Below are 20,755 nucleotides of genomic sequence, written 5' to 3'. Positions count from 1 at the left end.
TATGGGCGAGCAACTGAAGGACGGGCTCGGGCAGGCGTGGGCCATGGTGGCCACGTTCGTCCCGAAACTCGTGGGATTCCTGATCATCCTGCTGATCGGCTGGTTGATCGCGAAAGCCGTGTCGAAAGGGCTGGCGCTCGTGCTCGGGAAAGCCGGTTTCGGCAAACTCGTCGAGCGGACCGGGCTGAGCGGAAAGATCGGCCAGCAGAAGATCGACGCGACCGGGATCCTGGTCAAATTGGTCTACTACTTCATTCTGCTGATCGCGCTGCAGCTGGCGTTCGGCGTGTTCGGGCCGACCAACCCGGTGAGCCAGCTGCTCAACGACATCATCGCGTTCCTGCCGCGGATCGTGGTGGCGCTGGTGCTGGTCGTGGTGGCCGCGGCGATCGCGAAGGTGGTGCGGGACGTCGTCGCGTCGGCGCTGTCCGGCCGCGGCGCGGCGCGGCCGCTCTCGGTGGCGGCGTACTGGCTGATCATGGCGTTCGGCATCATCGCGGCCCTCGGCCAGGTGAACATCGCGACGGCGATCACGGGCCCGGTCCTGATCGCGGTCCTGGCGACGATCGGCGGCGTGATCGTGGTCGGCTTCGGCGGCGGCCTGATCAAGCCGGCCCAGGACCGCTGGCGTGGCTGGATGGCGAACATGGAGCACCAGCTGGAGACCCCGGCGCAGCGCACCGGCGAGATGGGCACGGGCCCGGCGGCCCCGCGCGCAACGGTCGGCGCGGACAGCACCCCGACGCCGCCGGTCGGCACCCCGCGCCCGCAGATCTGAGGCCGGTCTGAGGCGAGGAGAGCGGCGCGGGCCCGGCGGTCGAGGAAGGCGCCGGGCCCGCGCCGACCCGAGTGCCCCAATGTGGCCTTGGTTGCGTTCAACGCACCGAAGGCCACATTGGGGCGCTCGGGTCCCACGTTCCGGGATGTCTCGCCGCTCACACTCCTTGGGGAATGCGTCCGCCAGGGAGCATGTTGGGAGCGGTAGGACGAAAGGGGCGTGACGTGGACTTCCTGCTGCACCACGGGATCACCGTGCTCGGTCAGTGGATTTCGATCGCGGAGCTCGCCGGGCAGGTGTTCGCGCTCGCCGTCGTGTTCCTCGCGCAGCGTCGCACCCTGTGGACGTGGCCCGTGCAGGTCGGGGCCACCGTGCTGCTGTTCGCCGTCTACGTCTCCGCGCACCTCGGCGGGCTCGCCGCGCGGCAGGTCGCCATCCTCGCCATCTCCGTCTATGGCTGGTGGGCCTGGACGCGCCGCAAGGACCCGGTCTTCGGGGTCGTCGTCCGCAAGGGCCGGCTCGCCGAACGGCTGGCCATGCTCGGCGCCTTCGTCGTCGGCACCACCGTGATGGCACTGGTCCTCGACGCCCTGCACGCGTCCTGGGCGCCCTGGCCGGACGCCGCCATCTTCGTCGGGACCCTCGTGGCCTTCGGGGCGCAGGGACTCGGGCTCGTCGAATTCTGGCTGGTCTGGCTGGCCGTCGACGCCATCGGCGTGCCGCTGCAGATCTCGTCCGGGCTCTACTTCTCCGCCGCGATCTACATCGTCTTCGCGGGGCTCGTCGTGCACGGCTGGTGGAGCTGGAACCGCTCCGCCCAGCGCGTCGCCGCCCGGCCCGGGGTCACGGCAGCATCCAGCTGAGCGCCGCGGTGCTCTGACCCCACACGATCAGGCACATCGCGAGCAGCAGCCCGATGCTCCACGGCAGCACCTTCCGCAGCAGCTTCCCCTCCTCGCCGGGCAGGTTCGCCGCCACGCAGGCGATGGTGAGGTTCTGCGGCGACACCATCTTGCCGAGGACGCCACCGGAGCTGTTCGCCGCGGCCAGCAGGTCCGCGGGCAGGCCCGTCTGGTGCGCGGCCGTCACCTGCAGGGCGCCGAACAGGGCGTTCGCCGAGGTGTCGGACCCCGAGACGGCGACGCCGAACCAGCCCAGCACCGGGGAGAGGAACGCCAGCCCGGCGCCCGCGGCGGCGATGAACGTGCCGATCGTGGAGGTCTGGCCGGACAGGTTCATCACGTAGGCCAGCGCGAGCACGCCCGTGACGGTCAGGATCGCGAACCGCAGCTCCTTGACCGTCGCCAGCCACTCCTGCGCGGTGTCGCCCGCCTTCACCGCCAGCAACGCCGCCGTGATGACGCCCGCCAGCAGCACCAGCGTGCCGCCGGTGTTGAGGAACGGCAGCGAGAACGTGTTGCCGGACACCGGTTTCCCGTTCGGCGCGGCGACGTTCAGCCCGGGCCAGCGGAACTTCCAGGTCGCCTTGTCCAGCAGCCGCTTGACCGGCGGCAGCACGGCGATCGAGAAGATCACGATGATGAGCAGGTACGGCAGGTACGCCTTGACGACGTCGCCCCGCGAGTCCTCCGGCGGCGCTTCGGCGGTCGCCGTCCCACCGGTGCCGATCCGGACGGCTTCGGGCACCGGGCGCCGGGTCTGGGGGAGGGCGACCAGCGCGGCCGCGCCGGCCAGCGCCGCCCCGATGTCGGCCAGCTGCGGTGACACGTAGTTCGAGGCGAGGAACTGCACGAGCCCGAACGCGACCCCGCAGACGAGCGCGGGCAGCCAGGTGTCCTTCAGGCCGCGCTTGCCGTCGACGATGATCACCAGCAGCAGCGGCACGACCAGCGCGAGCAGCGGCGTCTGGCGCCCGACGATCGACGACACTTCCTGCAGCGGCAGGCCGGTGATCTGGGCGAGGGTGACGACCGGGGTGCCCATGGCGCCGAACGCGACCGGCGCGGTGTTGGCGACCAGCGCGACGACGGCGGCCTTGACCGGGTGGAACCCGACGGCCACCAGCATCACGGCGCTGATCGCCACCGGCGCGCCGAACCCGGCCAGGGCCTCCATGAGCGCGCCGAAGCAGAAGGCGATGATCAGCGCCTGGATGCGCGGGTCGTCGGAGAGGCGCCCGAACGAGCGGCGCAGGACGTCGAAGTGCCCGGTCCGCACGGTGAGCCGGTAGATCCAGAGCGCGTTGACGACGATCCACATGATCGGCCACAACCCGAACGCGGCGCCCTGCAGCGCCCCGGAGACGGCCTGCACGACCGGCATCCCGTACGCGGCGATCCCCACGACGAGCGCGACGAGCAGCCCGATGAGAGCGGCGTGGTGGGCTCGCATCCGGACGGCCCCGAGCAGCACCAGGACGGTGGCGAGCGGCAGCACGGCCACGAGCGCGGACAGGCCCAGCGAGCCCAGCGGAGTCAAATCCTGCACGAACACGGGTGACCTCCGTTTTCCACGATGCGAAAACGGCCTTTCGGCGAGTGTTCGAGATCTTCGTCACAAACTACGCGGTCCGTCAAGAAGTTGAGACCGGTTGGCCCAACACGTCAGTGCTTCACGGCTTGCTTGACGCCTTGCTTCACGGCTTCGGCAGCACGGCGAGCGCGGTCTCGGCGATCGCGCGGATGCCGTCCGGCTCGACGCCGCCCTTGCCCAGCGCTTCGAGGCCACGCAGGACCGCCAGCACGAGCCCGCCCAGGTGGGCGGGGTCGGCGTCGGCGGCGACGTCGCCCGCGCGCTGCGCGCCCGCGATGCACGCCGTCAAGGAGGCGTGCAGGTCGCGGAACGCCCGCCCGGTCCGTGCGGCGACGGCCTCGTCGTGCTCCGAGCATTCGGCGGCGCCCTTCGCCATCAGGCAGCCGCGGCGCTCCCGGTCGGCGACGACCGACTCGGCGATGGCTCGCACGTGGTCGCCGAGCCGCCGGAGGGCCGTGTCGTCGGGGCCTTCGAGCTGGTGCCGCACGCCGTCGGTCGATTCGGTGCAGTAGTAGTCGTAGACGCGCAGGTAGAGCGCGTGCTTGTCGCCGAAAGCGCCATACAGGCTGCCCTTGCCGAGGCCGGTCGCGGCGGCGAGGTCGTCGACCTTCGTGCCGGCGTAACCGTGTTCCCAGAACTGGTCCCTGGCCGCGCGCAGGACCGCTGTCTCGTCGAAGCTCCGGGGTCTCGCCACGAGCGCAAGGCTACCCATTCTTGACTATCTCGTCCAGAACGGCGTACGTTCTGGACGAGATAGTCAAGAACTCGGAGGGCATCGTGAACCTGGAGAACAAAACCGCGGTCGTGACCGGCGGCAGCACCGGCATCGGGCTCGCCATCGCCAAGCGTTTCGCGGCCGAAGGCGCGCACGTGTTCATCACGGGCCGCCGCAAGGAAGCCCTCGACGACGCGGTCGCCGAGATCGGCAGCGGGGTGACGGCCGTCCAGGCCGACTCGGCGAACCTGGCCGACCTGGACGAGCTCTACCGCGCGGTGGCCGAGCGCGGCCGCGGACTGGACGTCGTGGTGGCCAACTCCGGCGGCGGGAGCTTCGCCCCGCTCGGCGAAATCACCGAGGAGCAGTTCGACACGACGTTCGACACCAACGTCAAGGGCGTGCTTTTCGCCGTCCAGAAGGCGCTGCCGCTGCTGAACGCGAACGCGTCGATCATCCTCACGGGCTCGACGGCGTCGACCCGGGTCGACCCGGCCTTCAGCGTCTACGGAGCGACGAAGGCGGCGGTGCGCAGCTTCGCCCGCGGCTGGGTGATCGACCTGAAGGGGACCGGGACGCGGGTCAACGTCCTGAGCCCGGGGCCCACGCGCACCCCCGGTCTCCTCGGTCTCGTTGCCGAGGACGAGCAGCAGGGCTTGGTCGACAACCTCGCGGCGCAGGTCCCGCTCGGCCGGGTCGGGGAACCGGCCGAAATCGCGGCCGCGGCGCTGTTCCTGGCCTCCGCGGAGTCGAGCTTCGTCAACGGCGTCGAGTTCTTCGTCGACGGTGGGCTCGCGCAGGTCTAACGCAGGGTGGCGTGGCTCGGCGTCAGGTCCTTCAGCGTCCGGACGCCGAGCAGCTGCATCGTGCGGACCAGTTCCGTCCGCAGGATGTCCACGCAGCGCTGGACGCCGCGCTCGCCGCCGGCCATCAGGCCGTACAGGAACGCGCGGCCGATCAGGACCGCGTCCGCGCCCCGGGCGATCGCCGCCACGATGTCGCCGCCCGACAGGATGCCCGTGTCGATCCAGACCTCCGCGCCGCCCTGGAGCTCGTCCAGGACCGCCGGGAGCAGCTCGAGCGGCGTCGGGGCGCGGTCGAGCTGGCGGCCGCCGTGGTTGGAGATCAGCACCGCGTCCGCGCCGTGCTTCACCACGTCCCGGGCGTCGTCGACGTTCTGGACGCCCTTGACCACGAGCTTGCCCGGCCAGGTCTGCCGGACCCAGTCGAGGTCGTCGAAGTTCAGCGTCGGGTCGAAGAGCTTGTTCAGCAGCTCCGCGACCGTCCCGTCGAAGTGGCTGAGCGAGGCGAAGTTCAGCGGCTCGGTGGTCAGCAGGTTGAACCACCAGGCCGGGTGCGTCGCGCCGTCGAGGAACGTCTTGAGCGTCAACGCCGGCGGGATGGTCAGGCCGTTGCGGACGTCGCGCAGGCGGGCACCGCCGACGGGGGTGTCCACGGTCAGCATGAGCGTGTCGTAGCCCGCGGCCCAGGCGCGATTCATCAGATCTTCCCCGGCGCCGTGGTCGCGCCAGACGTAGAGCTGGAACCACTTGCGGGCGCCCGGCGCGGCTTCGGCGAGGTCCTCGATCGACGTCGTCGCCATCGTCGACAGACCGACGGGGATGCCGTTGCGCTCGGCGACGCGGGCCACCGCTCGCTCGCCCTCGTGCTGCATCATCCGGGTGAACCCGGTGGGGGCGAAGGCGAACGGCAACGCCGAGGTCTTGCCGAGGATCTCGCGGGTGGTGTCCACATCGGACACCCCGCGCAGCACGTTCGGGTGGAATTCGACACGGCGGTACGCCTGCCGGGCGCGGAGCAGGCTGTCTTCGAGCTCGGCGGCGCCGTCGGTGTAGTCGAACGCCGCCCGCGGGGTGCGCTTGCGCGCGATCATCCGCAGGTCGGCGATGGTGTGCGCGTTCGCCAGCCGCCGGTCCGTCGGGTTCAGCACGATCGGCTTCGGCCGCAGGATCTGCTGCAGCTCACTCGGCTTCGGCAGCCGGCGCTTCGTCACCCTGATCAACTCCCTAACGGACTACGAGCGAGCGGGACCCGGCAGACATCGGATGTCTGCCGGGTCCCGAAACTAGCACCTGATCACGCGTTGCCGGACTCCGACGTCTGCGGCCCGGCGGCCGCGATGTCGTCGAGCCGGTACTTCGTGGCCGCTTCGAGGACCTTCGCCTGCTCGACCTCGCCGCGCTTGGCCAGGATCGACAGCGCCCCGACGGTGATCGACTCGGCGTCGACCAGGAACTTCCGCCGCGCCGCCGGCCGGGTGTCGGAGAAGCCGAAGCCGTCCGTGCCCAGCGTCAGCATGTCGGTCGGGACGTACGGGCGGATCAGGTCCGGCACCGCGCGCATCCAGTCCGACACGGCCACGACCGGCCCGTTGCTGCCCGAAAGCGCCTCCGTGACGTACGGCACGCGCGGCTCGCTGCCCGGGTAGAGCAGGTTGTCGTGGTCGATCTCGACGGCTTCGCGCCGCAGCTCGGTCCACGACGTGGCCGACCACACCGCGGCCCGCACGCCCCACTCCTCGGCCAGCATCTTCTGCGCCTTCAGCGCGTCCGGCATCGTGACGCCCGAGACCAGGATCTGCACCTCCGGACCGTCGCCCTCGGGCGCGCCGGCGTACTTGTACAGCCCCTTGAGCAGGCCGTCGACGTCGAGGTTCTCCGGCTCGGCGGGCTGCTGGTACGGCTCGTTGTAGATCGTCATGTAGTAGAAGACGTTCTCGCCGTTGCCGTCCGGGCCGGCCTCGCCGTACATCCGGCGCAGGCCGTCCTTGACGATGTGCGCGATCTCGAACGACCACGCCGGGTCGTAGGCCACCGCGGCCGGGTTGGTCGCCGCCAGCAGCAGCGAGTGCCCGTCGGCGTGCTGCAGGCCTTCACCCGTCAGGGTGGTCCGGCCGGCGGTGGCGCCGAGGACGAACCCGCGGGCCATCTGGTCGGCGGCGGCGTACAGGCCGTCACCCGTCCGCTGGAACCCGAACATCGAGTAGAAGATGTAGATCGGGATCATCGGCTCGCCGTGCGTCGCGTACGACGTGCCGACGGCGGTGAACGACGCGGTGGAGCCCGCCTCGTTGATGCCCTCGTGCAGCAGCTGGCCCTTCTCGGACTCCTTGTAGGCCAGCATCAGGCTCGCGTCGACCGAGGTGTAGGTCTGGCCGTGCGGGTTGTAGATCTTGGCCGTCGGGAACATCGAGTCGAGGCCGAAGGTGCGGGCCTCGTCCGGGATGATCGGGACGACCCGCTTGCCGATCTCGGAGTCCTTCGCCAGCTCGCGGACCAGCCGGACGAACGCCATCGTCGTGGCGACCTCCTGCTTGCCGGAGCCCCTCCGGATGCCCTCGTAGACCTTGTCGCCGGGCAGGACCAGCGCCTTCGCGGCCTTCGGACGGCGTTCCGGCAGGAACCCGCCGAGCGCCTTGCGGCGGCCGATCATGTACTCGATCTCGGGCGAGTTCGCGCCCGGGTGGTAGTACGGCGGCAGCTTCGGGTTGCGCTCCAGCTCCTCGTCGCTGATCGGGATCCGCTGCGAGTCGCGGAACAGCTTCAGGTCGTCGAGGGTGAGCTTCTTCATCTGGTGCGTGGCGTTGCGGCCCTCGAACGCCGGGCCCAGGCCGTAGCCCTTGATGGTGTGGGCCAGGATCACCGTCGGCTGGCCGTGGTGCTCCAGCGCCGACTTGTAGGCCGCGTACACCTTGCGGTAGTCGTGGCCGCCGCGCTTGAGGTTCCAGATGTCGGCGTCGGAGAGGTCCTTGACCAGGTCCTTCGTCCGCGGGTCGCGGCCGAAGAAGTGCTCGCGGACGAAGGCGCCGTCGTTGGCCTTGTACGTCTGGTAGTCACCGTCCGGGGTGACGTTCATCAGGTTGACCAGGGCGCCGTCGCGGTCGGCGTGCAGCAGCGAGTCCCACTCGCGGCCCCAGATCACCTTGATGACGTTCCAGCCGGCGCCGCGGAAGTACGACTCCAGCTCCTGGATGATCTTGCCGTTGCCGCGCACCGGGCCGTCGAGCCGCTGCAGGTTGCAGTTGATCACGAAGGTCAGGTTGTCGAGGCCCTCGCCGGCCGCGACGTGGATCAGGCCGCGGGACTCGGCCTCGTCCATCTCGCCGTCGCCGAGGAACGCCCAGATGTGCTGGTCGTCGGTGTTCTTGATGCCGCGGTCGCGCAGGTAGCGGTTGAACCGGGCCTGGTAGATGGCGTTCATCGGGCCGAGGCCCATGGACACCGTCGGGTTCTCCCAGAACTCCGGCATCAGCCGCGGGTGCGGGTACGACGGCAGGCCGCCGCCTTCACCCGCATGGCTGAACTCCTGCCGGAAGCCGTCGAGCTGCGACTCGCTCAGCCGGCCTTCGAGGAACGCGCGGGCGTAGATGCCGGGGGAGGCGTGGCCCTGGATGTAGATCTGGTCGCCGCCGCCGGAGTGGTCCTTGCCGCGGAAGAAGTGGTTGAAGCCCACCTCGTACAGCGCGGCCGAGGAGGCGTAGGTCGAGATGTGGCCGCCGACACCGACGCCGGGGCGCTGCGCGCGGTGCACCATGATCGCCGCGTTCCAGCGGATCCAGGCGCGGTAGCGGCGCTCGATCTCCTCGTCGCCGGGGAACCACGGCTCGTTCTCCGTGGGGATGGTGTTGACGTAGTCCGTCGAGGTCAGGGCGGGGACGCCGACGTTCCGTTCCCGGGCGCGCTCGAGGATGCGCAGCATCAGGTACCGGGCCCGCTGCTGACCGCCCCTCGCCAGAGCCTCGTCGAAGGAGTCCAGCCACTCGGCGGTCTCCTCCGGGTCGATGTCGGGCAGGTGCGCCGCCAATCCGTCACGGATGACGCGTACGCGTGCCGGGGTCTCCTTGCCGGAGGCGCCGTCGTTCTGCGGGGCCAAGGGGTCTCCTTGCGAAAAGTTGCAGCCGGTGGTGCTCGTACGCGGGGGTGTACGACTCTCCATCGTCGTCTTCCGTCCCGGCTTCCGCACCGCTACTTGGCGGTAACATAGGCCGACCCGGTCGAGCCACTCCCTGCGCGCGGTGTATCGCGCGCGCGTTTTCTTCCTCCCCACCCTAGGGGACGACCCCCGGAGGGGTGGCAGGCCGGGGGCGCCCGGTACCCGAAACGCCGTCGCGGGCGGGGCGTCGCGGGCCGTATCCTGCGACACGAGTTGTCACAGATCCGGTGTGGACGGTTGCGCGCGGGGCTTCACCAGTGTTCGCTATCGGCAACCGGGTAGCCGAGTGTGGCCCAGGTGTACCCCTCGCAGGGTGCCCCGACGCCACGCTCCGTCGTAGTTGGAGGAGTGAAAGCAGTGGTCGCCGCGGGAGACGCTGATCAGAGCAGCGTCGCCGAGAGGCTCGGCATCAAGCCCGAGATGGTGGTCCAGGAGATCGGCTGGGACGAGGACGTCGACGACGACGTCCGCGCGGCGATCGAGGAGCAGATCGGCGGGGACATCCTCGACGAGGAAGCCGACGAGGTCATCGACGTGGTGCTGCTCTGGTGGCGCGAGGACGACGGCGACCTGGGCGACGCGCTCATCGACGCCCGGGGCCCCCTGGAGGAGACCGGCGTGATCTGGGTGCTCACCCCGAAGACGGGACAGCCCGGGCACGTCGAGCCGAGCGAAATCGCCGAAGCCGTACCCGTGGTCGGCCTGGCCCAGACCGCCAACATCAGTGTCGGCCCGAACTGGATCGGCACCCGATTGGTGTCTCCCAAGTCGAAGTCGAAGCAGCGCTGAGCCGGTCCCGCCGGACGGACACGATAGGGTTGTCGTCGCAGGCACGTGTCCGTTCGGGAGAGGAAACGCTGGTATGACCGTCGAGGTCGGTTCTGAGGCCCCTGACTTCACGCTCAACGACTACAACAAGCAGCCCGTCCAGCTGTCGTCGTTCCGGGGTGACAAGCCGGTGCTGCTGGTCTTCTACCCCTTCGCGTTCAGCGGCATCTGCACCGGCGAGCTGTGCCAGCTCCGCGACGAGTTCGCGGACTACGACAACAAGGGCGTCCAGGTCCTGGGCGTCTCGGTCGACACGCCGTTTTCCCTCAAGGCGTGGGCCGAGAAGGAGGGCTACCAGTTCCCGCTGCTGTCCGACTTCTGGCCGCACGGCGAGGTGGCGCAGGCGTACGGCGTCTTCAACGCCGACGCCGGCCTGGCGGTCCGCGGCACGTTCCTGATCGACACCTCCGGTGTGGTCCGGTTCGCCGAGGTCAACGCGCCGGGCGAGGCCCGCGACCAGCAGGGCTGGAAGAAGGCCGTGGCCGAACTGGCTTGAGTTCCTTCGGCGGCGGTCCTCCGGGGCCGCCGCCTGCGGGCGCATAGCTCAGCGGAAGAGCACTCGGTTTACACCCGAGCGGTCGCAGGTTCGAACCCTGCTGCGCCCACCGGCCGAAACGGGGCCCCCAAGATCATCGAGGGCCCGCTGGCATCACCGATTCCCGGATCGTGGCGCCGTCCGGCCGCAGCGTCGCCACGGTGTGACGCGGGTCACGATGACACGTCCGCTGTCGCGCGGCGAACGCATCCCCGCCATCAGCCGTCTGAAGATCTTGATGGCTGAGGATGACCGCCGCCGGCTGGAGGGGCGTCCCAGCCGGAGACGAACCTTCGGACTGTCCCCGTCGCCGGGTCGTACGACTGTCGTTCGATGGTGCCGATATCGGCTCCGTAGACGTGGATCCCGACGGTGGGTGCGTCGCCGACGGGGACGACGGCGTGGACGTCGTCGTCGGTCGTGCAGCACACGGTGACTTGCCCGCGCTCCCACACGTGCTCGCCGGCCGGCGTGAGGGGTTTGCCCGACTCGGCGGCTGTGGGTTTCACGTAGCGGAATTCGCGCTCGGCCCCCGAGTAGATGCCGGCGACGCCCCAGGTTTCGTGTCCGTGCACGGGTGTGCGTTGACCTGCGTTCCAGACGACGGCGGCCAAGGACCAGCTGCTGCCGGGCGCGATGTGGAGCGGGTAGTTGACGTGGTGCTCGTTCGACGGCCGGGTGACCTCGGGTGGGAGCCGGTAGCCGCCGGCCAGTAGCGCGGACAACCGCTCCGCGACCCGCTTGGTGATCTCGTGCTCGTCGTCGGTGGTGGCAACCACGGATTCCACGTCGTCGATGAAGGTCTGCAGGGTGCCATCGGGTTTCATGGTGATCTCCCCCGAAATCCGGTTCACGCGGGTCAGGACAGCACGCGATAGGTCAGGTGCGTGACCGAGCCGGCCGGTCGCGACTCCACCTGCTCGACGTTCAGGGGCGGGACGCCGTCGAACAGCCGGGTGCCGGCGCCGAGCATGAGCGGTGCGATGTGCAGCCGCATCTCGTCGATCAGGCCGGCGGCGAGGTACTGGTTGACGGTGGTCGCGCCGCCGTGGATGGAGATATCGCCGTCGCCGGCCGCGTCGCGTGCGCGTTTCATCGCGGCTTCGATCCCGTCGGTCACGAAGTGAAACGTGGTGCCGCCGTCCATCGGCTGCGGATCGCGCGGGTGGGGTGGGTGAGCACGAAGACGGGGGCGTGGTAGGGCGGGTTGTCGCCCCACCAGCCCTTCCACTGCCGATCCCACTCGCCACGCACCGGGCCGAACATGTTGCGTCCCATGATGAACGCCTTGGCCGTCATCATCCGGGCGAACTCGGCCGGGTGCTCCGCGGGACCTTCGGCGAACCAGGCGTGCAGCTTGTCACCCCAGCCGTCGCCACCGTCGTCGCCGAACGGGCGTTGCTCGGTCTGGTCGAGTCCGGCCGAGTACCCGTCGACCGAGATCGTGAGGTCGCAGGTCACCTTGCCCTTACCTGTGGTCATGCCACCAGCATGGAACAACCGACATATGACGTCCAATGCCAAATATGCAGGCGTCACATTGATATCGTTGATCAATGCTCAGTCTGGTCCACCTCAAGGTGCTGTCCGCGGTGGCCCGGCACGGGTCGGTGACCGAAGCGGCGAAGCAGCTGCACTACTCCCAACCGTCGGTGAGCCACCACCTGTCCCGCCTGGAAGCGGCCACCGGCGTCAAACTCGTTCAGCGGGTCGGTCGCGGGATCCGATTGACTCCCGAAGGGCAGCTGCTGGCCGGCCGGGCCGCCGAGATCCTGGGCCGGGTCGACGCGGCGACCAACGAGCTGGCAGCACAGGTCGGCCTGCGGACGGGGCGGGTCCGGCTGGCCGCCAACGCCTCCGCACTGAGCACGATCGTGCCGAAGGCCGCCGCCTCGCTGGCCCAAGCGCACCCGGGAATCGAGCTGAGCCTGTTCGAACAGCACCCCGTCGAAGCGTTGCAGCTGCTGCGGCACGGCGACATCGACGTCGCCGTCGTCTTCCGCTACGCCGACGCCCCTCTCGATGAGGAGGGAATCCGCCTCGTCCACATCGGCGGCGACTCGATCCACCTCCTCAGCCGGCAACCCGACGACAGCCTCGACAACCACCGCCACTCCGCCTGGATCGGCGGTTGCGCCCGGTGCCAGGACGAGCTGCACGCCGTGTGCCGGCGCCAAGGCTTCACCCCCCGCATCACCTCACACAGCGACGACATCGTCGTCGTGCAAGCCCTCGTCGCCGCCGGCGCGGGCGTCAGCACCCAGCCCGGCCTCGCGCTCCAGGCCCACCGCCGGCCCGACATCCACGCCGTCGAACTCACCGGCTTCCGCCGCCGGATCTACGCCGCCACCTACGGCGACCCACCCGACCCACCCGCCGTCGCCGCCGTACTGGCCGCACTCTCCGAAGCAGCCACGCCCACGACATCGACCGCCACCACCAGTAATTCGCTGGCCCGTCCGGAGCCGCCTCACTAGCCTCCGCCGGGTGATCCACGAAGATCCGCGTGCCTACCTGCTCGGGCTCGAGGGCATGGCCTTGCTGCGGGCGTTCACCGGGGAGTTCGGCCGCGACTTCGTCGAAGCCCGGATCGCGGAGATCCGCCGGGTGCTCGCCGACGAGGCGCTGGCCGACGCGGCCGTGGAGGTCGACCGGGTCGATGCGGTCACCGGCTATCGGCTGTGGTCCGCGACGTACGACCGGCCCAACTCGGCGTTCGACCTCGACGAACCCGTGGTCCGGGAGATCGTGGATGCGCTCCCCGTGGGCGTTGCGCTCGACGCCGCGTGCGGGACCGGCCGCTACGCCGAATTCCTGGCCCGGCGCGGCCACCGGGTCATCGGGGTGGACGGTTCGCCCGACATGCTCGCCCGGGCGCGCACCCGGGTGCCGCGGGGGGAGTTCCTGCTCGGTGACCTGCACCGGCTCCCGGTGGCCGGCGCCCGGTTCGACCTGGTCGTGTGCGGCCTGGCGCTGACCCACGTGCCGGCGCTCGAGCCGGTGCTGGCGGAGTTCGCCAGGGTGCTGCGGCCCGGCGGGCACCTGGTGCTCGCCGACGTGCACCCCGAACGGGTGGCGCAGGGCGCCGTTCCGCCCGTCCGCGGTGCCGACGGGCGGCCCGGGCGGCTGAGTGGCTACCGCCATCCGATCGGGGACTATCTGCGGGCCGCGCTCGCGGTGGGGCTGCGGGTGCGTCGCTGCGAGGAACCTCTCGTGCCGGCCGATGACCGGCCCGTCCCGGCGGCTCGGACCGGGGCGATCGGGCCGGTGGGACCGTGGGAGCTGTGGCCGTGGAGCCTGGCCGCCCTGGTGCCCGAAGCGGCGCGAGCCGTCAACGCGGGGGCGCCGGCGCTGGTCATCTGGCATTTCGAGGCGGGCGAGCCGTGACATCGCGTCACTCCGCCATGGCGGGCTCGACGACGACGGCCGTCCGGCGCATCGACGTCACCAGCAACGCCAGCCCCGCGAACAGCACCGCCGCGATCACGCCCGTCACGTTCAACGCCGTCGTGAACGCCTCCTTCGCCTGCTCGGCCACCTCCGGCCGGGTGACGTCGACGGCGAGGGTCGTGCCCGCCGGGAACACGCCGTGGTACACCGCCGCCGCCGTCAGGCCGATCAACGCCATGCCCAGCGATCCGCCGAGGTAGTTGCCGGTGTCGGCCATCGAGGCCGCCGAGCCCGCGCGCTCCGGCGGGACCGATCCCACCACCAGGCCGATGCCCAGCGCGAACAGCGGGCCCGTGCCCAGCGTCAGCACCGTGATGCCCACCAAGACCGGCACCAGTCCGCCGTTGACGGTCAGCAGGAGGCTGCCCGCCGCCGACAGCGCCAGGCCGCCCGCGATCGCCGTGGGCGGGGTGACGAAGCGGGTCACCGCCGGTGCCGTCATCGTGCCCGCCGCCACGCCCAGGCCCATCGGCGCGAACAGCAGCGCCGAGACGAGCGGGGAGTGGCCGAGGACGCTCTGCAGGTACTGCGTCACCAGCAGGCCGACGCCGGCCATCGCGACGCCCGCGAACACCAGCGCGACCAGCACCGCGGTGAACGGGCGGTTCCGGAACAGCCGCAGGTCCAGCAGCGGCGACGCGGTCGTGAGCTGACGGCGGGCGAAGACGGTGCCCAGCAGCGTCCCGGCGGCGATCGCCGCGAGCGGCAGCACCAGCGAGCCGGTGGCCAGCTGCTTGAGGCCGAACACGATCAGCAGCACCGCGGCCAGCGAGAGCGCCACCCCGGGCAGGTCCAGCCGCCCGGACGCCGGCGCGCGGAACTCGGGCAGCAGGACCGGGCCCGCGACGAGCAGGACGGCGACGGCCGGGACGGCGACCAGGAACACCGAGCTCCACGAGAAGTGCTGGAGCAGGAAGCCGGCGAACACCGGACCGGCCGCGCCGCCCGCGAACTGGCAGGTGGCCCAGATCGAAATGGCCTTGCCGCGCTGCTTCTCGTCGCGGAACATGTTCGTGATCAGGGCGAGCGTCGACGGCATCAGCGTCGCCCCGGCGACCCCGAGCGCCGCGCGGACGACGATGAGCATCACCGGCCCGGTCGAGAACGCGGCGACGATCGACAGGAGCCCGAAGGCCCCGCCGCCCGCCAGCAGGAGCCGTCGCCGGCCGATCCGGTCGCCGAGCGTGCCCATGGTGATGACGAACCCGGCGACGACGAAGCCGTAGCTGTCGGTGATCCACAGTTGTTCGGTGCTGCTCGCGCCGAGATCCGCGCTCAGCTGCGGCAGCGCGAGGAACAGCGAGGTCATGTCCATCGCGACGAGCAGGGTGGGCAGCACCAGGACCGCCAGTCCCAGCCACTCCCGCCGTCCGGCCGGCTTCTCCATGTCCGCTCCTTCTCCGTGGTCTGTTTGCCAGGAGGTCGGAGCCGGCGCGGGGGACCGGACACGGGCGGCGAAGATTTTCTCGCGACGGCGGAATCGCGGTTGGCTGGGTGGCTAGCGTCGAAGGCGTGAAGATCCTCTTGCTGGGCGCCACCGGGCTCGTCGGACGAGCCGTCGCCGCCGCCCTCGAACCACGCCACGAGGTCTTGCCCGTCTCGCGGACGTCGCCGGTCGGTGCGGACCTGACGGATCCCGCGTCGCTCGACACGCTGTTCGACGCCGGCGCGGATGCCGTCGTGTGCTGCGCCGCCAACGTGCCGCTGCGCCCGCTCACCGAGCTGACCGACGCGCAGGTGCTCGACGACCTGCGCGCCAAGCTGCTCGGCCAGGTCGCGCTCGCCCGGCGCGCGGCGCGGCGCCTGTCCGCTGACGGCTCGATCACGCTCACCGGCGGGACGTTCACCGAGCCGATCCGGGGCAGCGCGCTCGGCGCGCTCGTCAACGCCGGGCTCGAGGGCTTCGTCCGGTCGGCCGCCGCCGAGCTGCCGCGCGGGCCGCGGATCAACGTCGTCAGCCCCGGCTGGATCAGCGAAACCCTCGAAGCGATGGGGGAGGACGGTCGCGGCGGGACGCCGGTGGCGGTCGTCGCCGAGGCCTACCGCGGACTCGTCGAAGGCGACGCGAACGGCCGGACCGTCGTGCCCCGCTGACCGGGCTCACGCCGCGTGCCAGGCGTGCTCGGCGAAGGCGTCGTCGAGCGGGGCGCGGGTGAGGCGGTTCGCGAACGTGGACAGCGTGTACGTCCCGATCCCCAGCACCACCTCCAAGGCGTTCCGCTGCGTGTAGCCGGCGCCGGTGAACGCCGCCAGCTCCTCGGCCGGGACTTCGCCCCTGGTGTCCATGACCGCGTGGACGAAACCGCGCAGGGCCTCCAGCCGCGGCTCCGGAAGCGGGGCCTCCGCCCGCAGCGCCGCCACCAGTTCGGGTGAGGCGGACAGGCGGGTCAGCGTGGCCGTGTGCATCGCCACGCAGAGGTGACATTCGTTGCGCGCGGCCACCGTCATGATCAGCACTTCGCGTTCCAGCGCCGTCAGGGTCGTGGCTTCGAAGATCGCGCTGAGCTTGAGGAACCCGTTGAGCAGTTCCGGTGAGGTCGCCAGCCGGGCGACGGCCGACGGCACGCGGCCGAACTTCTTCGCGGTGGCCGTCATCGCGGGGCGCGCGGCGAGGGGTGCAGACTCCGGGGTGTGATCGGCGAACAAGGTGACTCCCAAGGTGGACAGAGTAGGTTCGACAACATGGTTGTCGAAACCGTAAACCTGGTTGTCGATTTTGGCAAGAGGTCATGACCGACACGCCGGGCTACGAGCTGCCCTTCCTGCTCTTCGGCGGCTTCCGCACGCTCATCGACCGCCTGCACGCCGAGCTCGCCCGCCGCGGCCACCCCGACGTCCGGCCGTCGTACGGCTTCGCGATGCAGGCCGTCGGCGTCGAGGGGGCGACGGCGTCGGAGATCGGCCGCCGCCTCGGCGTTTCCAAGCAGGCGGCGGGCAAGACCGTCGACCGGCTCGAGGCGCTCGGGTACGCCGAGCGAGCCGACGACCCGGCGGACGCGCGCCGCAAGATCGTTCGCTTGACCGAGCACGGCATCGACGCGCTCAGGAAGTCGGCGGACATCTTCGACGAGCTGCGCGCGGACTGGGCGCGCACGGTGGGCGCGGACCGGATCACCGCGCTCGAGAACGACCTTCGCGCGGTCGTCGGCCCGGCGGCGTACCGGCTCGACGCCGCCGGCTGGCTGTCGGGCTAGAAGCCGCAGCCGGGGTTCGGGGCGTCCTCCGACAGCGGGCTGCCCGCCGGGAGGACGTACAGGACTTCCAGCACCAGCGGCGTCGACCCGAGGTTGCGGCCGATGTGCACCTGGTCGGGCTTCTCGGTGAACGCGCGCCCGGTGGCGAAGATGCCGTCGATGCTGCAGTCGGCCAGGTTGTGCGTCAGCGTCCCGGCCTTCACGTACGCGTAGAGCGTGCCGTCGTGGAAGTGCCAGCCGGTGTACCCGCCGGGCTGGACGGTGATCTCCCGCAGCGTGTAATCCGTGTGGCCGATGGTCTTCTGGGCCAGGATCGTGCCGCTGACGCCGCTGCCGGGCGTCGCGGAAGCGGTGGACGGCAGCAGGACGGCGGCGAGCGCGGCGGCGGCGAGAACGGCGATCGGCTTGCGCATCCGCCCAAGCTACCGCGTCCGGCCGTGCCCGTGGGGGCGGCGATCCGGGTAGCGTGCCGACGCATGGACGCGGACGTTTTCGGGCAGGTCCTCGGCGCGGTGCGGGAGTTCGTGCGCAAGGAGGTCGTGCCCCGCGAGGCCGAGATCGACGAACGGGACGAAATTCCCGCGGAAATCCGGGAAAAGGCCGCGGAACTGGGCCTGTTCGGCTGGGCGCTGCCGGAAGAGTACGGCGGGCTCGGCCTCGGCATGGCCGAAGACGTCCGGCTGGCGATCGAGCTCGGCTGGACGACGCCGGCCTTCCGGTCCCTGTTCGGCACCAACAACGGCATCGCCGGCCAGGCGATCGTGCACCACGGGACGCCGGAGCAGCGCACCCACTGGCTGCCGCGGCTGGCCGCGGGGGAGGCGATCGCGTCGTTCGCGCTCACCGAAGCCGAGGCGGGCTCGGACCCGGGTGGCCTGACCAGCCGCGCGGTCCGCGACGGCGACCGGTACCGGCTGTCGGGCACCAAGCGGTTCATCACCAACGCGCCGCTTGCCGCAGTGTTCGTCGCGTTCGCGCGCACCGATCCGGAAAGCACCGGCAGCCACGGCATTTCCGCGTTCCTCGTGCCCGCGGGCGCGCCCGGCGTCACCGTCGGCCCGCACGACGCCAAGATGGGCCAGGCCGGCGCGTGGACGTCGGAAGTGGTCTTCGACGACGTCGAGCTGGCCGGCGACGCGCTGATCGGCGAAGAGGGCAAGGGGTTCGGCATCGCGATGGCCTCGCTGGCCCGCGGCCGCCTGCACATCGCCGCGCTGTGTGTCGGCCTGGCCGAGCGGGCGCTCGCCGAAGCCGTCGAGTACGCGCGGACGGCCCGCCAGGGCGGCCGGGTGATCGGCGAGTACCAGCTGGTGCAGGCGCTGCTCGCGGAGTCCCACGCCGAACTCGCGGCGGGCCGCGCGATGGTCCACGAAGCCGCGGCCAAGTACGACTCGGGCGAGGATCGCAAGCTCGGGCCGTCGTCGGCGAAGCTGTTCTGCACCGAGATGCTCGGCCGGGTCGCGGATCGCGCGGTGCAGGTCCACGGCGGGACCGGGTACGTCCGTGGCGTGACGGTCGAGCGCATCTACCGCGACGCGCGGCTGTTCCGGATCTACGAAGGCACCAGCGAAATCCAGAAGCTCGTGATCGCGCGCCAGCTGCTCAAGGGCTGACCTTGCGCTGGAGTGCGCTCCAGGGCCTAGCTTCGGGGACATGACCACCGCACAGCACAAGCTCGGCTCGGGGTTCGGCGCCACCACCACGGCGGCCGAGGTCGTGGCCGGCCTCGACCTGACCGGCAAGCTCGCGATCGTCACCGGCGGCTACTCCGGCATCGGCCTGGAGACCACGCGGGCGCTGGCGGGCGCGGGCGCGCACGTCGTCGTCCCGGCCCGGCGCCGCGCCACGGCCGAAGAAGCCTTGCGGGGCTTCGAAAACGTCGAGGTCGACGAACTCGACCTCGCCGACCTCGGCAGCGTCCGCGCGTTCGCCGAGCGGTTCGCCACGTCGGGGCGCGGAATCGACTTCTTCATCGGCAGCGCCGGCATCATGGCGTGTCCGGAGACCCGCGTCGGGCCGGGCTGGGAGGCGCAGTTCGCCACCAACCACCTCGGGCACTTCGCGCTGGTGAACCGGCTCCGGCCGGCGTTCACGCCGGGCGCGCGGGTGGTTTCGGTGTCCTCACGCGGCCACCACTACGGCCCGGTGCGCTTCGACGACCTGAACTTCGAGCGCGGCTACGACAAGTGGCTCGCCTACGGCCAGGCCAAGACCGCGAACGTGCTCTTCGCCGTCCACCTCGACCGGCTCGCGCGCGAGCACGGTGTCCGCGCGTTCGCCCTGCACCCGGGCCGGATCCTCACCGACCTCGTGCGCCACCTGGACCGGCAGGAGCTCGTCGACGCGGGCATGGTCGACGAGTCCGGCCGGGTCACCGGCGGGGCGAAGACGCCGGAGCAGGGCGCCGCGACGCAGGTCTGGGCGGCGACTTCGCCGCAGCTCGACGGCCTCGGCGGCGTCTACCTCGAGGACTGCGACATCGCCGAGCCCGCACCCGCCGACGGCACCCGCACGGGAGTGAAGGACTACGCGATCGACCCGGTGCGGGCCGAGCGGCTGTGGACCCTCTCGGCCGAGCTGACCGGCGTGAACGCCTTCTAGAGCTTCTCGATCTCCCGCACCAGCAGGTCGATCTCGTCCTCGGTGTTGTAGTAGTGCACCGAAGCCCGGACCAGGTCCGGCAGCGCCCGCGCGGTGAAGTCGTACTGCGCCGAGGTCCGCGTCGACAGGGACGTGTTGATGTTCGCCTCCGCCAGCCGCGCCTTGATGTCCGCGGCCGGGGTGCCCTCGACGCTGAACGTGACCAGGCCGCACTTCTTCGCCCCGGCGTCGTGGACGTGGGCACCGGCTTCGGTCAGCCGCTCCCGCAGCGTCGCGGCCAGCGAAGCGACCCGCTCTTCGATGGCCGGCAAACCCCATTCGAGCGCGTAGTCGATGGCCGCGCCGAGGCCGCACGCCGCGGCGAAGTCGCGCTCCCACACCTCGAAGCGCTTGGCGGTCGGGTCGACGACGTACTCCGTCGGCGACTCCCAGCTCGCCGAATGCAGGTCGAGCATCGCCGGCTCCAGCCGCTCGCGCAGCCGCGGGTGCACGTAGAGGAACCCGGTGCCGCGCGGGCCGCGCAGGTACTTGCGGCCGGTTCCCGACAGCGCGTCGCACTTCAAGCGCGTGACGTCGAGGTCGAGCTGGCCCGCCGACTGGCACGCGTCCAGCAGGAATGGGATGCCGGCCGCTTCGGCGACCGCGCCGATCTCCTCGGCCGGGTTGACCAAGCCGCCCTGGGTGGGCACGTGGCTGACGGCGATCAGCTTGACGTCGCCGTCGACGCGCCGGCTCAGCTCCTCGACGTCCAGCTGCCCGGATTCGTCGTCGCCGATCACCTCGACGACCACGCCGGTGCGCCGGGCGACCTGCAGGAACGCGATCGCGTTGCTGGCGTACTCCGCCCGCGAGGTCAGGATCCGGTCGCCGGGGCCGAACGGCAGCGCGTAGAACACCGCCTGCCAGGAGCGGGTCGCGTTGTCGGTGAGCGCGATGTCGTCGGTGCCGGCGCCGAGCAGCCGGGCCACCGACGCGTACACCGCGTCGAGGCGATCGGCGGCTCCGGCGGCGGCTTCGTACCCGCCGACCAGCGCTTCGTGGCGCAGGTACTCGACGACGGTGTCGGTCACGACGGCCGGGGGCAGCGCGGCGCCCGCGTTGTTGAAGTGGACCACTTCGGCGCAGCCGGGGGTCTCGCGGCGCGCACGTTCGACGTCGAAGCTCATACGAACTGAATACAGTAGTAAGTTATTGTATGCAATACTGCC

The 20,755-nt window shown here is 70.9% G+C and carries 22 protein-coding genes and 1 tRNA gene; 12 read left to right on the top strand and 11 right to left on the bottom strand.

Going from position 1 to position 20,755, the window contains the following annotated elements:
- The first annotated feature begins 1 nt into the window (after position 1).
- Together AB0M30_RS34030 and AB0M30_RS34025 are read left to right on the top strand one after the other, a co-directional pair.
- On the top strand, positions 2–778 hold the full coding sequence (locus AB0M30_RS34030; RefSeq protein ID WP_364592418.1) for a hypothetical protein: 777 nt from the start codon (positions 2–4) through the stop codon (positions 776–778).
- Positions 779–1,002: 224 nt separating this feature from the next.
- Positions 1,003–1,641 carry a nicotinamide mononucleotide transporter family protein gene (locus AB0M30_RS34025; RefSeq protein WP_364592415.1) on the top strand — a complete coding sequence of 213 codons (639 nt, stop codon included), beginning with the start codon at positions 1,003–1,005 and terminating at the stop codon, positions 1,639–1,641.
- Here AB0M30_RS34025 and AB0M30_RS34020 read toward each other — a convergent pair.
- Positions 1,622–3,232: an L-lactate permease gene (locus AB0M30_RS34020; RefSeq protein ID WP_364592412.1), complete on the bottom strand. Its 1,611-nt coding sequence runs from the start codon at positions 3,230–3,232 to the stop codon at positions 1,622–1,624. The two genes, AB0M30_RS34025 and AB0M30_RS34020, sit on opposite strands and share 20 nt — an antisense overlap.
- 142 nt (positions 3,233–3,374) lie before the next feature.
- Complete coding sequence (locus AB0M30_RS34015; protein WP_364592410.1) at positions 3,375–3,965, bottom strand: TetR/AcrR family transcriptional regulator; 591 nt, start codon at positions 3,963–3,965, stop codon at positions 3,375–3,377.
- A gap of 83 nt (positions 3,966–4,048) precedes the next feature.
- On the opposite strand from AB0M30_RS34015, the gene AB0M30_RS34010 reads away from it, so the two are divergent.
- Positions 4,049–4,792: an SDR family oxidoreductase gene (locus AB0M30_RS34010; RefSeq protein WP_364592407.1), complete on the top strand. Its 744-nt coding sequence runs from the start codon at positions 4,049–4,051 to the stop codon at positions 4,790–4,792.
- Here the strand turns inward: AB0M30_RS34010 and AB0M30_RS34005 are convergent.
- Both AB0M30_RS34005 and aceE read right to left on the bottom strand, forming a co-directional pair.
- Positions 4,789–6,000, bottom strand: coding sequence for an alpha-hydroxy acid oxidase (locus AB0M30_RS34005; protein ID WP_364592404.1), 1,212 nt, complete (start codon positions 5,998–6,000; stop codon positions 4,789–4,791). The two genes, AB0M30_RS34010 and AB0M30_RS34005, sit on opposite strands and share 4 nt — an antisense overlap.
- A gap of 83 nt (positions 6,001–6,083) precedes the next feature.
- Positions 6,084–8,879: a pyruvate dehydrogenase (acetyl-transferring), homodimeric type gene (gene aceE / locus AB0M30_RS34000; protein WP_364592401.1), complete on the bottom strand. Its 2,796-nt coding sequence runs from the start codon at positions 8,877–8,879 to the stop codon at positions 6,084–6,086.
- A 417-nt stretch (positions 8,880–9,296) separates the two neighbouring features.
- Between aceE and AB0M30_RS33995 the strand changes: the two genes are divergently transcribed.
- The 3 genes from AB0M30_RS33995 to AB0M30_RS33985 all read left to right on the top strand — a co-directional run bounded on the left by AB0M30_RS33995 (position 9,297) and on the right by AB0M30_RS33985 (position 10,372).
- Positions 9,297–9,728, top strand: coding sequence for a DUF3052 domain-containing protein (locus AB0M30_RS33995; RefSeq protein WP_103342984.1), 432 nt, complete (start codon positions 9,297–9,299; stop codon positions 9,726–9,728).
- Positions 9,729–9,801: 73 nt separating this feature from the next.
- Positions 9,802–10,263, top strand: coding sequence for a peroxiredoxin (locus AB0M30_RS33990; protein ID WP_103342983.1), 462 nt, complete (start codon positions 9,802–9,804; stop codon positions 10,261–10,263).
- Positions 10,264–10,300: 37 nt separating this feature from the next.
- Positions 10,301–10,372, top strand: a tRNA-Val gene (locus AB0M30_RS33985).
- A gap of 148 nt (positions 10,373–10,520) precedes the next feature.
- Here AB0M30_RS33985 and AB0M30_RS33980 read toward each other — a convergent pair.
- Genes AB0M30_RS33980 through AB0M30_RS33970 form a run of 3 tightly spaced genes read right to left on the bottom strand, consistent with a single transcriptional unit; the run spans position 10,521 to position 11,784 of the window.
- A complete protein-coding gene (locus AB0M30_RS33980; RefSeq protein WP_364592397.1) occupies positions 10,521–11,129 on the bottom strand; it encodes a hypothetical protein in 609 nt (202 codons plus the stop codon).
- Positions 11,130–11,161: 32 nt separating this feature from the next.
- Entirely contained in the window at positions 11,162–11,422 is a 261-nt protein-coding gene (locus AB0M30_RS33975) for a dihydrofolate reductase family protein (RefSeq protein ID WP_364592394.1), read from the bottom strand.
- Complete coding sequence (locus AB0M30_RS33970; protein ID WP_364592391.1) at positions 11,419–11,784, bottom strand: dihydrofolate reductase family protein; 366 nt, start codon at positions 11,782–11,784, stop codon at positions 11,419–11,421. The genes AB0M30_RS33975 and AB0M30_RS33970 overlap by 4 nt, the downstream gene beginning before the upstream one ends.
- 74 nt (positions 11,785–11,858) lie before the next feature.
- On the opposite strand from AB0M30_RS33970, the gene AB0M30_RS33965 reads away from it, so the two are divergent.
- Together AB0M30_RS33965 and AB0M30_RS33960 are read left to right on the top strand one after the other, a co-directional pair.
- A complete protein-coding gene (locus AB0M30_RS33965) occupies positions 11,859–12,779 on the top strand; it encodes a LysR family transcriptional regulator (protein WP_364592388.1) in 921 nt (306 codons plus the stop codon).
- Positions 12,780–12,789: 10 nt separating this feature from the next.
- Complete coding sequence (locus AB0M30_RS33960) at positions 12,790–13,689, top strand: class I SAM-dependent methyltransferase (RefSeq protein WP_364592385.1); 900 nt, start codon at positions 12,790–12,792, stop codon at positions 13,687–13,689.
- 7 nt (positions 13,690–13,696) lie between these two features.
- Here the strand turns inward: AB0M30_RS33960 and AB0M30_RS33955 are convergent, their stop codons facing one another.
- Positions 13,697–15,139, bottom strand: coding sequence for an MFS transporter (locus AB0M30_RS33955; RefSeq protein ID WP_364592382.1), 1,443 nt, complete (start codon positions 15,137–15,139; stop codon positions 13,697–13,699).
- Positions 15,140–15,264: 125 nt separating this feature from the next.
- Here AB0M30_RS33955 and AB0M30_RS33950 point away from each other — a divergent pair, with 125 nt between their 5' ends.
- Positions 15,265–15,846 (top strand): short chain dehydrogenase, encoded by a 582-nt coding sequence (locus AB0M30_RS33950; protein ID WP_364592379.1) that lies wholly within the window; start codon positions 15,265–15,267, stop codon positions 15,844–15,846.
- 6 nt (positions 15,847–15,852) lie between these two features.
- Here AB0M30_RS33950 and AB0M30_RS33945 read toward each other — a convergent pair whose 3' ends face one another.
- Positions 15,853–16,347 carry a carboxymuconolactone decarboxylase family protein gene (locus AB0M30_RS33945; protein ID WP_364592652.1) on the bottom strand — a complete coding sequence of 165 codons (495 nt, stop codon included), beginning with the start codon at positions 16,345–16,347 and terminating at the stop codon, positions 15,853–15,855.
- 134 nt (positions 16,348–16,481) lie between these two features.
- On the opposite strand from AB0M30_RS33945, the gene AB0M30_RS33940 reads away from it, so the two are divergent.
- Complete coding sequence (locus AB0M30_RS33940; RefSeq protein ID WP_364592376.1) at positions 16,482–16,946, top strand: MarR family transcriptional regulator; 465 nt, start codon at positions 16,482–16,484, stop codon at positions 16,944–16,946.
- Here AB0M30_RS33940 and AB0M30_RS33935 read toward each other — a convergent pair.
- Entirely contained in the window at positions 16,943–17,359 is a 417-nt protein-coding gene (locus tag AB0M30_RS33935; RefSeq protein WP_364592373.1) for a cupin domain-containing protein, read from the bottom strand. The genes AB0M30_RS33940 and AB0M30_RS33935 overlap by 4 nt on opposite strands.
- A gap of 63 nt (positions 17,360–17,422) precedes the next feature.
- On the opposite strand from AB0M30_RS33935, the gene AB0M30_RS33930 reads away from it, so the two are divergent.
- Together AB0M30_RS33930 and AB0M30_RS33925 are read left to right on the top strand one after the other, a co-directional pair.
- The gene (locus AB0M30_RS33930; RefSeq protein ID WP_364592370.1) at positions 17,423–18,559 is read left to right on the top strand and encodes an acyl-CoA dehydrogenase family protein; all 1,137 of its coding nucleotides are present in this window, start codon (positions 17,423–17,425) and stop codon (positions 18,557–18,559) included.
- 40 nt (positions 18,560–18,599) lie between these two features.
- Positions 18,600–19,547, top strand: coding sequence for an SDR family NAD(P)-dependent oxidoreductase (locus tag AB0M30_RS33925; protein WP_364592367.1), 948 nt, complete (start codon positions 18,600–18,602; stop codon positions 19,545–19,547).
- On the opposite strand, the gene AB0M30_RS33920 is transcribed toward AB0M30_RS33925, so the two are convergent.
- Entirely contained in the window at positions 19,544–20,713 is a 1,170-nt protein-coding gene (locus AB0M30_RS33920; RefSeq protein WP_364592365.1) for an aminotransferase class V-fold PLP-dependent enzyme, read from the bottom strand. The two genes, AB0M30_RS33925 and AB0M30_RS33920, sit on opposite strands and share 4 nt — an antisense overlap.
- Positions 20,714–20,755: the final 42 nt, after the last annotated feature.

It is taken from the genome of Amycolatopsis sp. NPDC051716 (assembly GCF_040681595.1).
Lineage (GTDB): Bacteria > Actinomycetota > Actinomycetes > Mycobacteriales > Pseudonocardiaceae > Amycolatopsis.
This window is presented reverse-complemented; position numbering and strand designations above follow the sequence as displayed.

Excerpts from the sequence above, each read along its gene's own strand:
- AB0M30_RS33955 (WP_364592382.1), bottom strand. The coding sequence starts at position 15,139 with ATGGAGAAGCCGGCCGGACGGCGGGAGTGGCTGGGACTGGCGGTCCTG.
- AB0M30_RS33935 (WP_364592373.1), bottom strand. The coding sequence starts at position 17,359 with ATGCGCAAGCCGATCGCCGTTCTCGCCGCCGCCGCGCTCGCCGCCGTC.
- AB0M30_RS33945 (WP_364592652.1), bottom strand. The coding sequence starts at position 16,347 with ATGACGGCCACCGCGAAGAAGTTCGGCCGCGTGCCGTCGGCCGTCGCC.
- AB0M30_RS33965 (WP_364592388.1), top strand. The coding sequence starts at position 11,859 with ATGCTCAGTCTGGTCCACCTCAAGGTGCTGTCCGCGGTGGCCCGGCAC.
- AB0M30_RS34030 (WP_364592418.1), top strand. The coding sequence starts at position 2 with ATGGGCGAGCAACTGAAGGACGGGCTCGGGCAGGCGTGGGCCATGGTG.
- AB0M30_RS33925 (WP_364592367.1), top strand. The coding sequence starts at position 18,600 with ATGACCACCGCACAGCACAAGCTCGGCTCGGGGTTCGGCGCCACCACC.
- AB0M30_RS33930 (WP_364592370.1), top strand. The coding sequence starts at position 17,423 with ATGGACGCGGACGTTTTCGGGCAGGTCCTCGGCGCGGTGCGGGAGTTC.
- AB0M30_RS33990 (WP_103342983.1), top strand. The coding sequence starts at position 9,802 with ATGACCGTCGAGGTCGGTTCTGAGGCCCCTGACTTCACGCTCAACGAC.
- AB0M30_RS33970 (WP_364592391.1), bottom strand. The coding sequence starts at position 11,784 with ATGACCACAGGTAAGGGCAAGGTGACCTGCGACCTCACGATCTCGGTC.
- AB0M30_RS33920 (WP_364592365.1), bottom strand. The coding sequence starts at position 20,713 with ATGAGCTTCGACGTCGAACGTGCGCGCCGCGAGACCCCCGGCTGCGCC.
- AB0M30_RS33940 (WP_364592376.1), top strand. The coding sequence starts at position 16,482 with ATGACCGACACGCCGGGCTACGAGCTGCCCTTCCTGCTCTTCGGCGGC.
- AB0M30_RS33980 (WP_364592397.1), bottom strand. The coding sequence starts at position 11,129 with ATGAAACCCGATGGCACCCTGCAGACCTTCATCGACGACGTGGAATCC.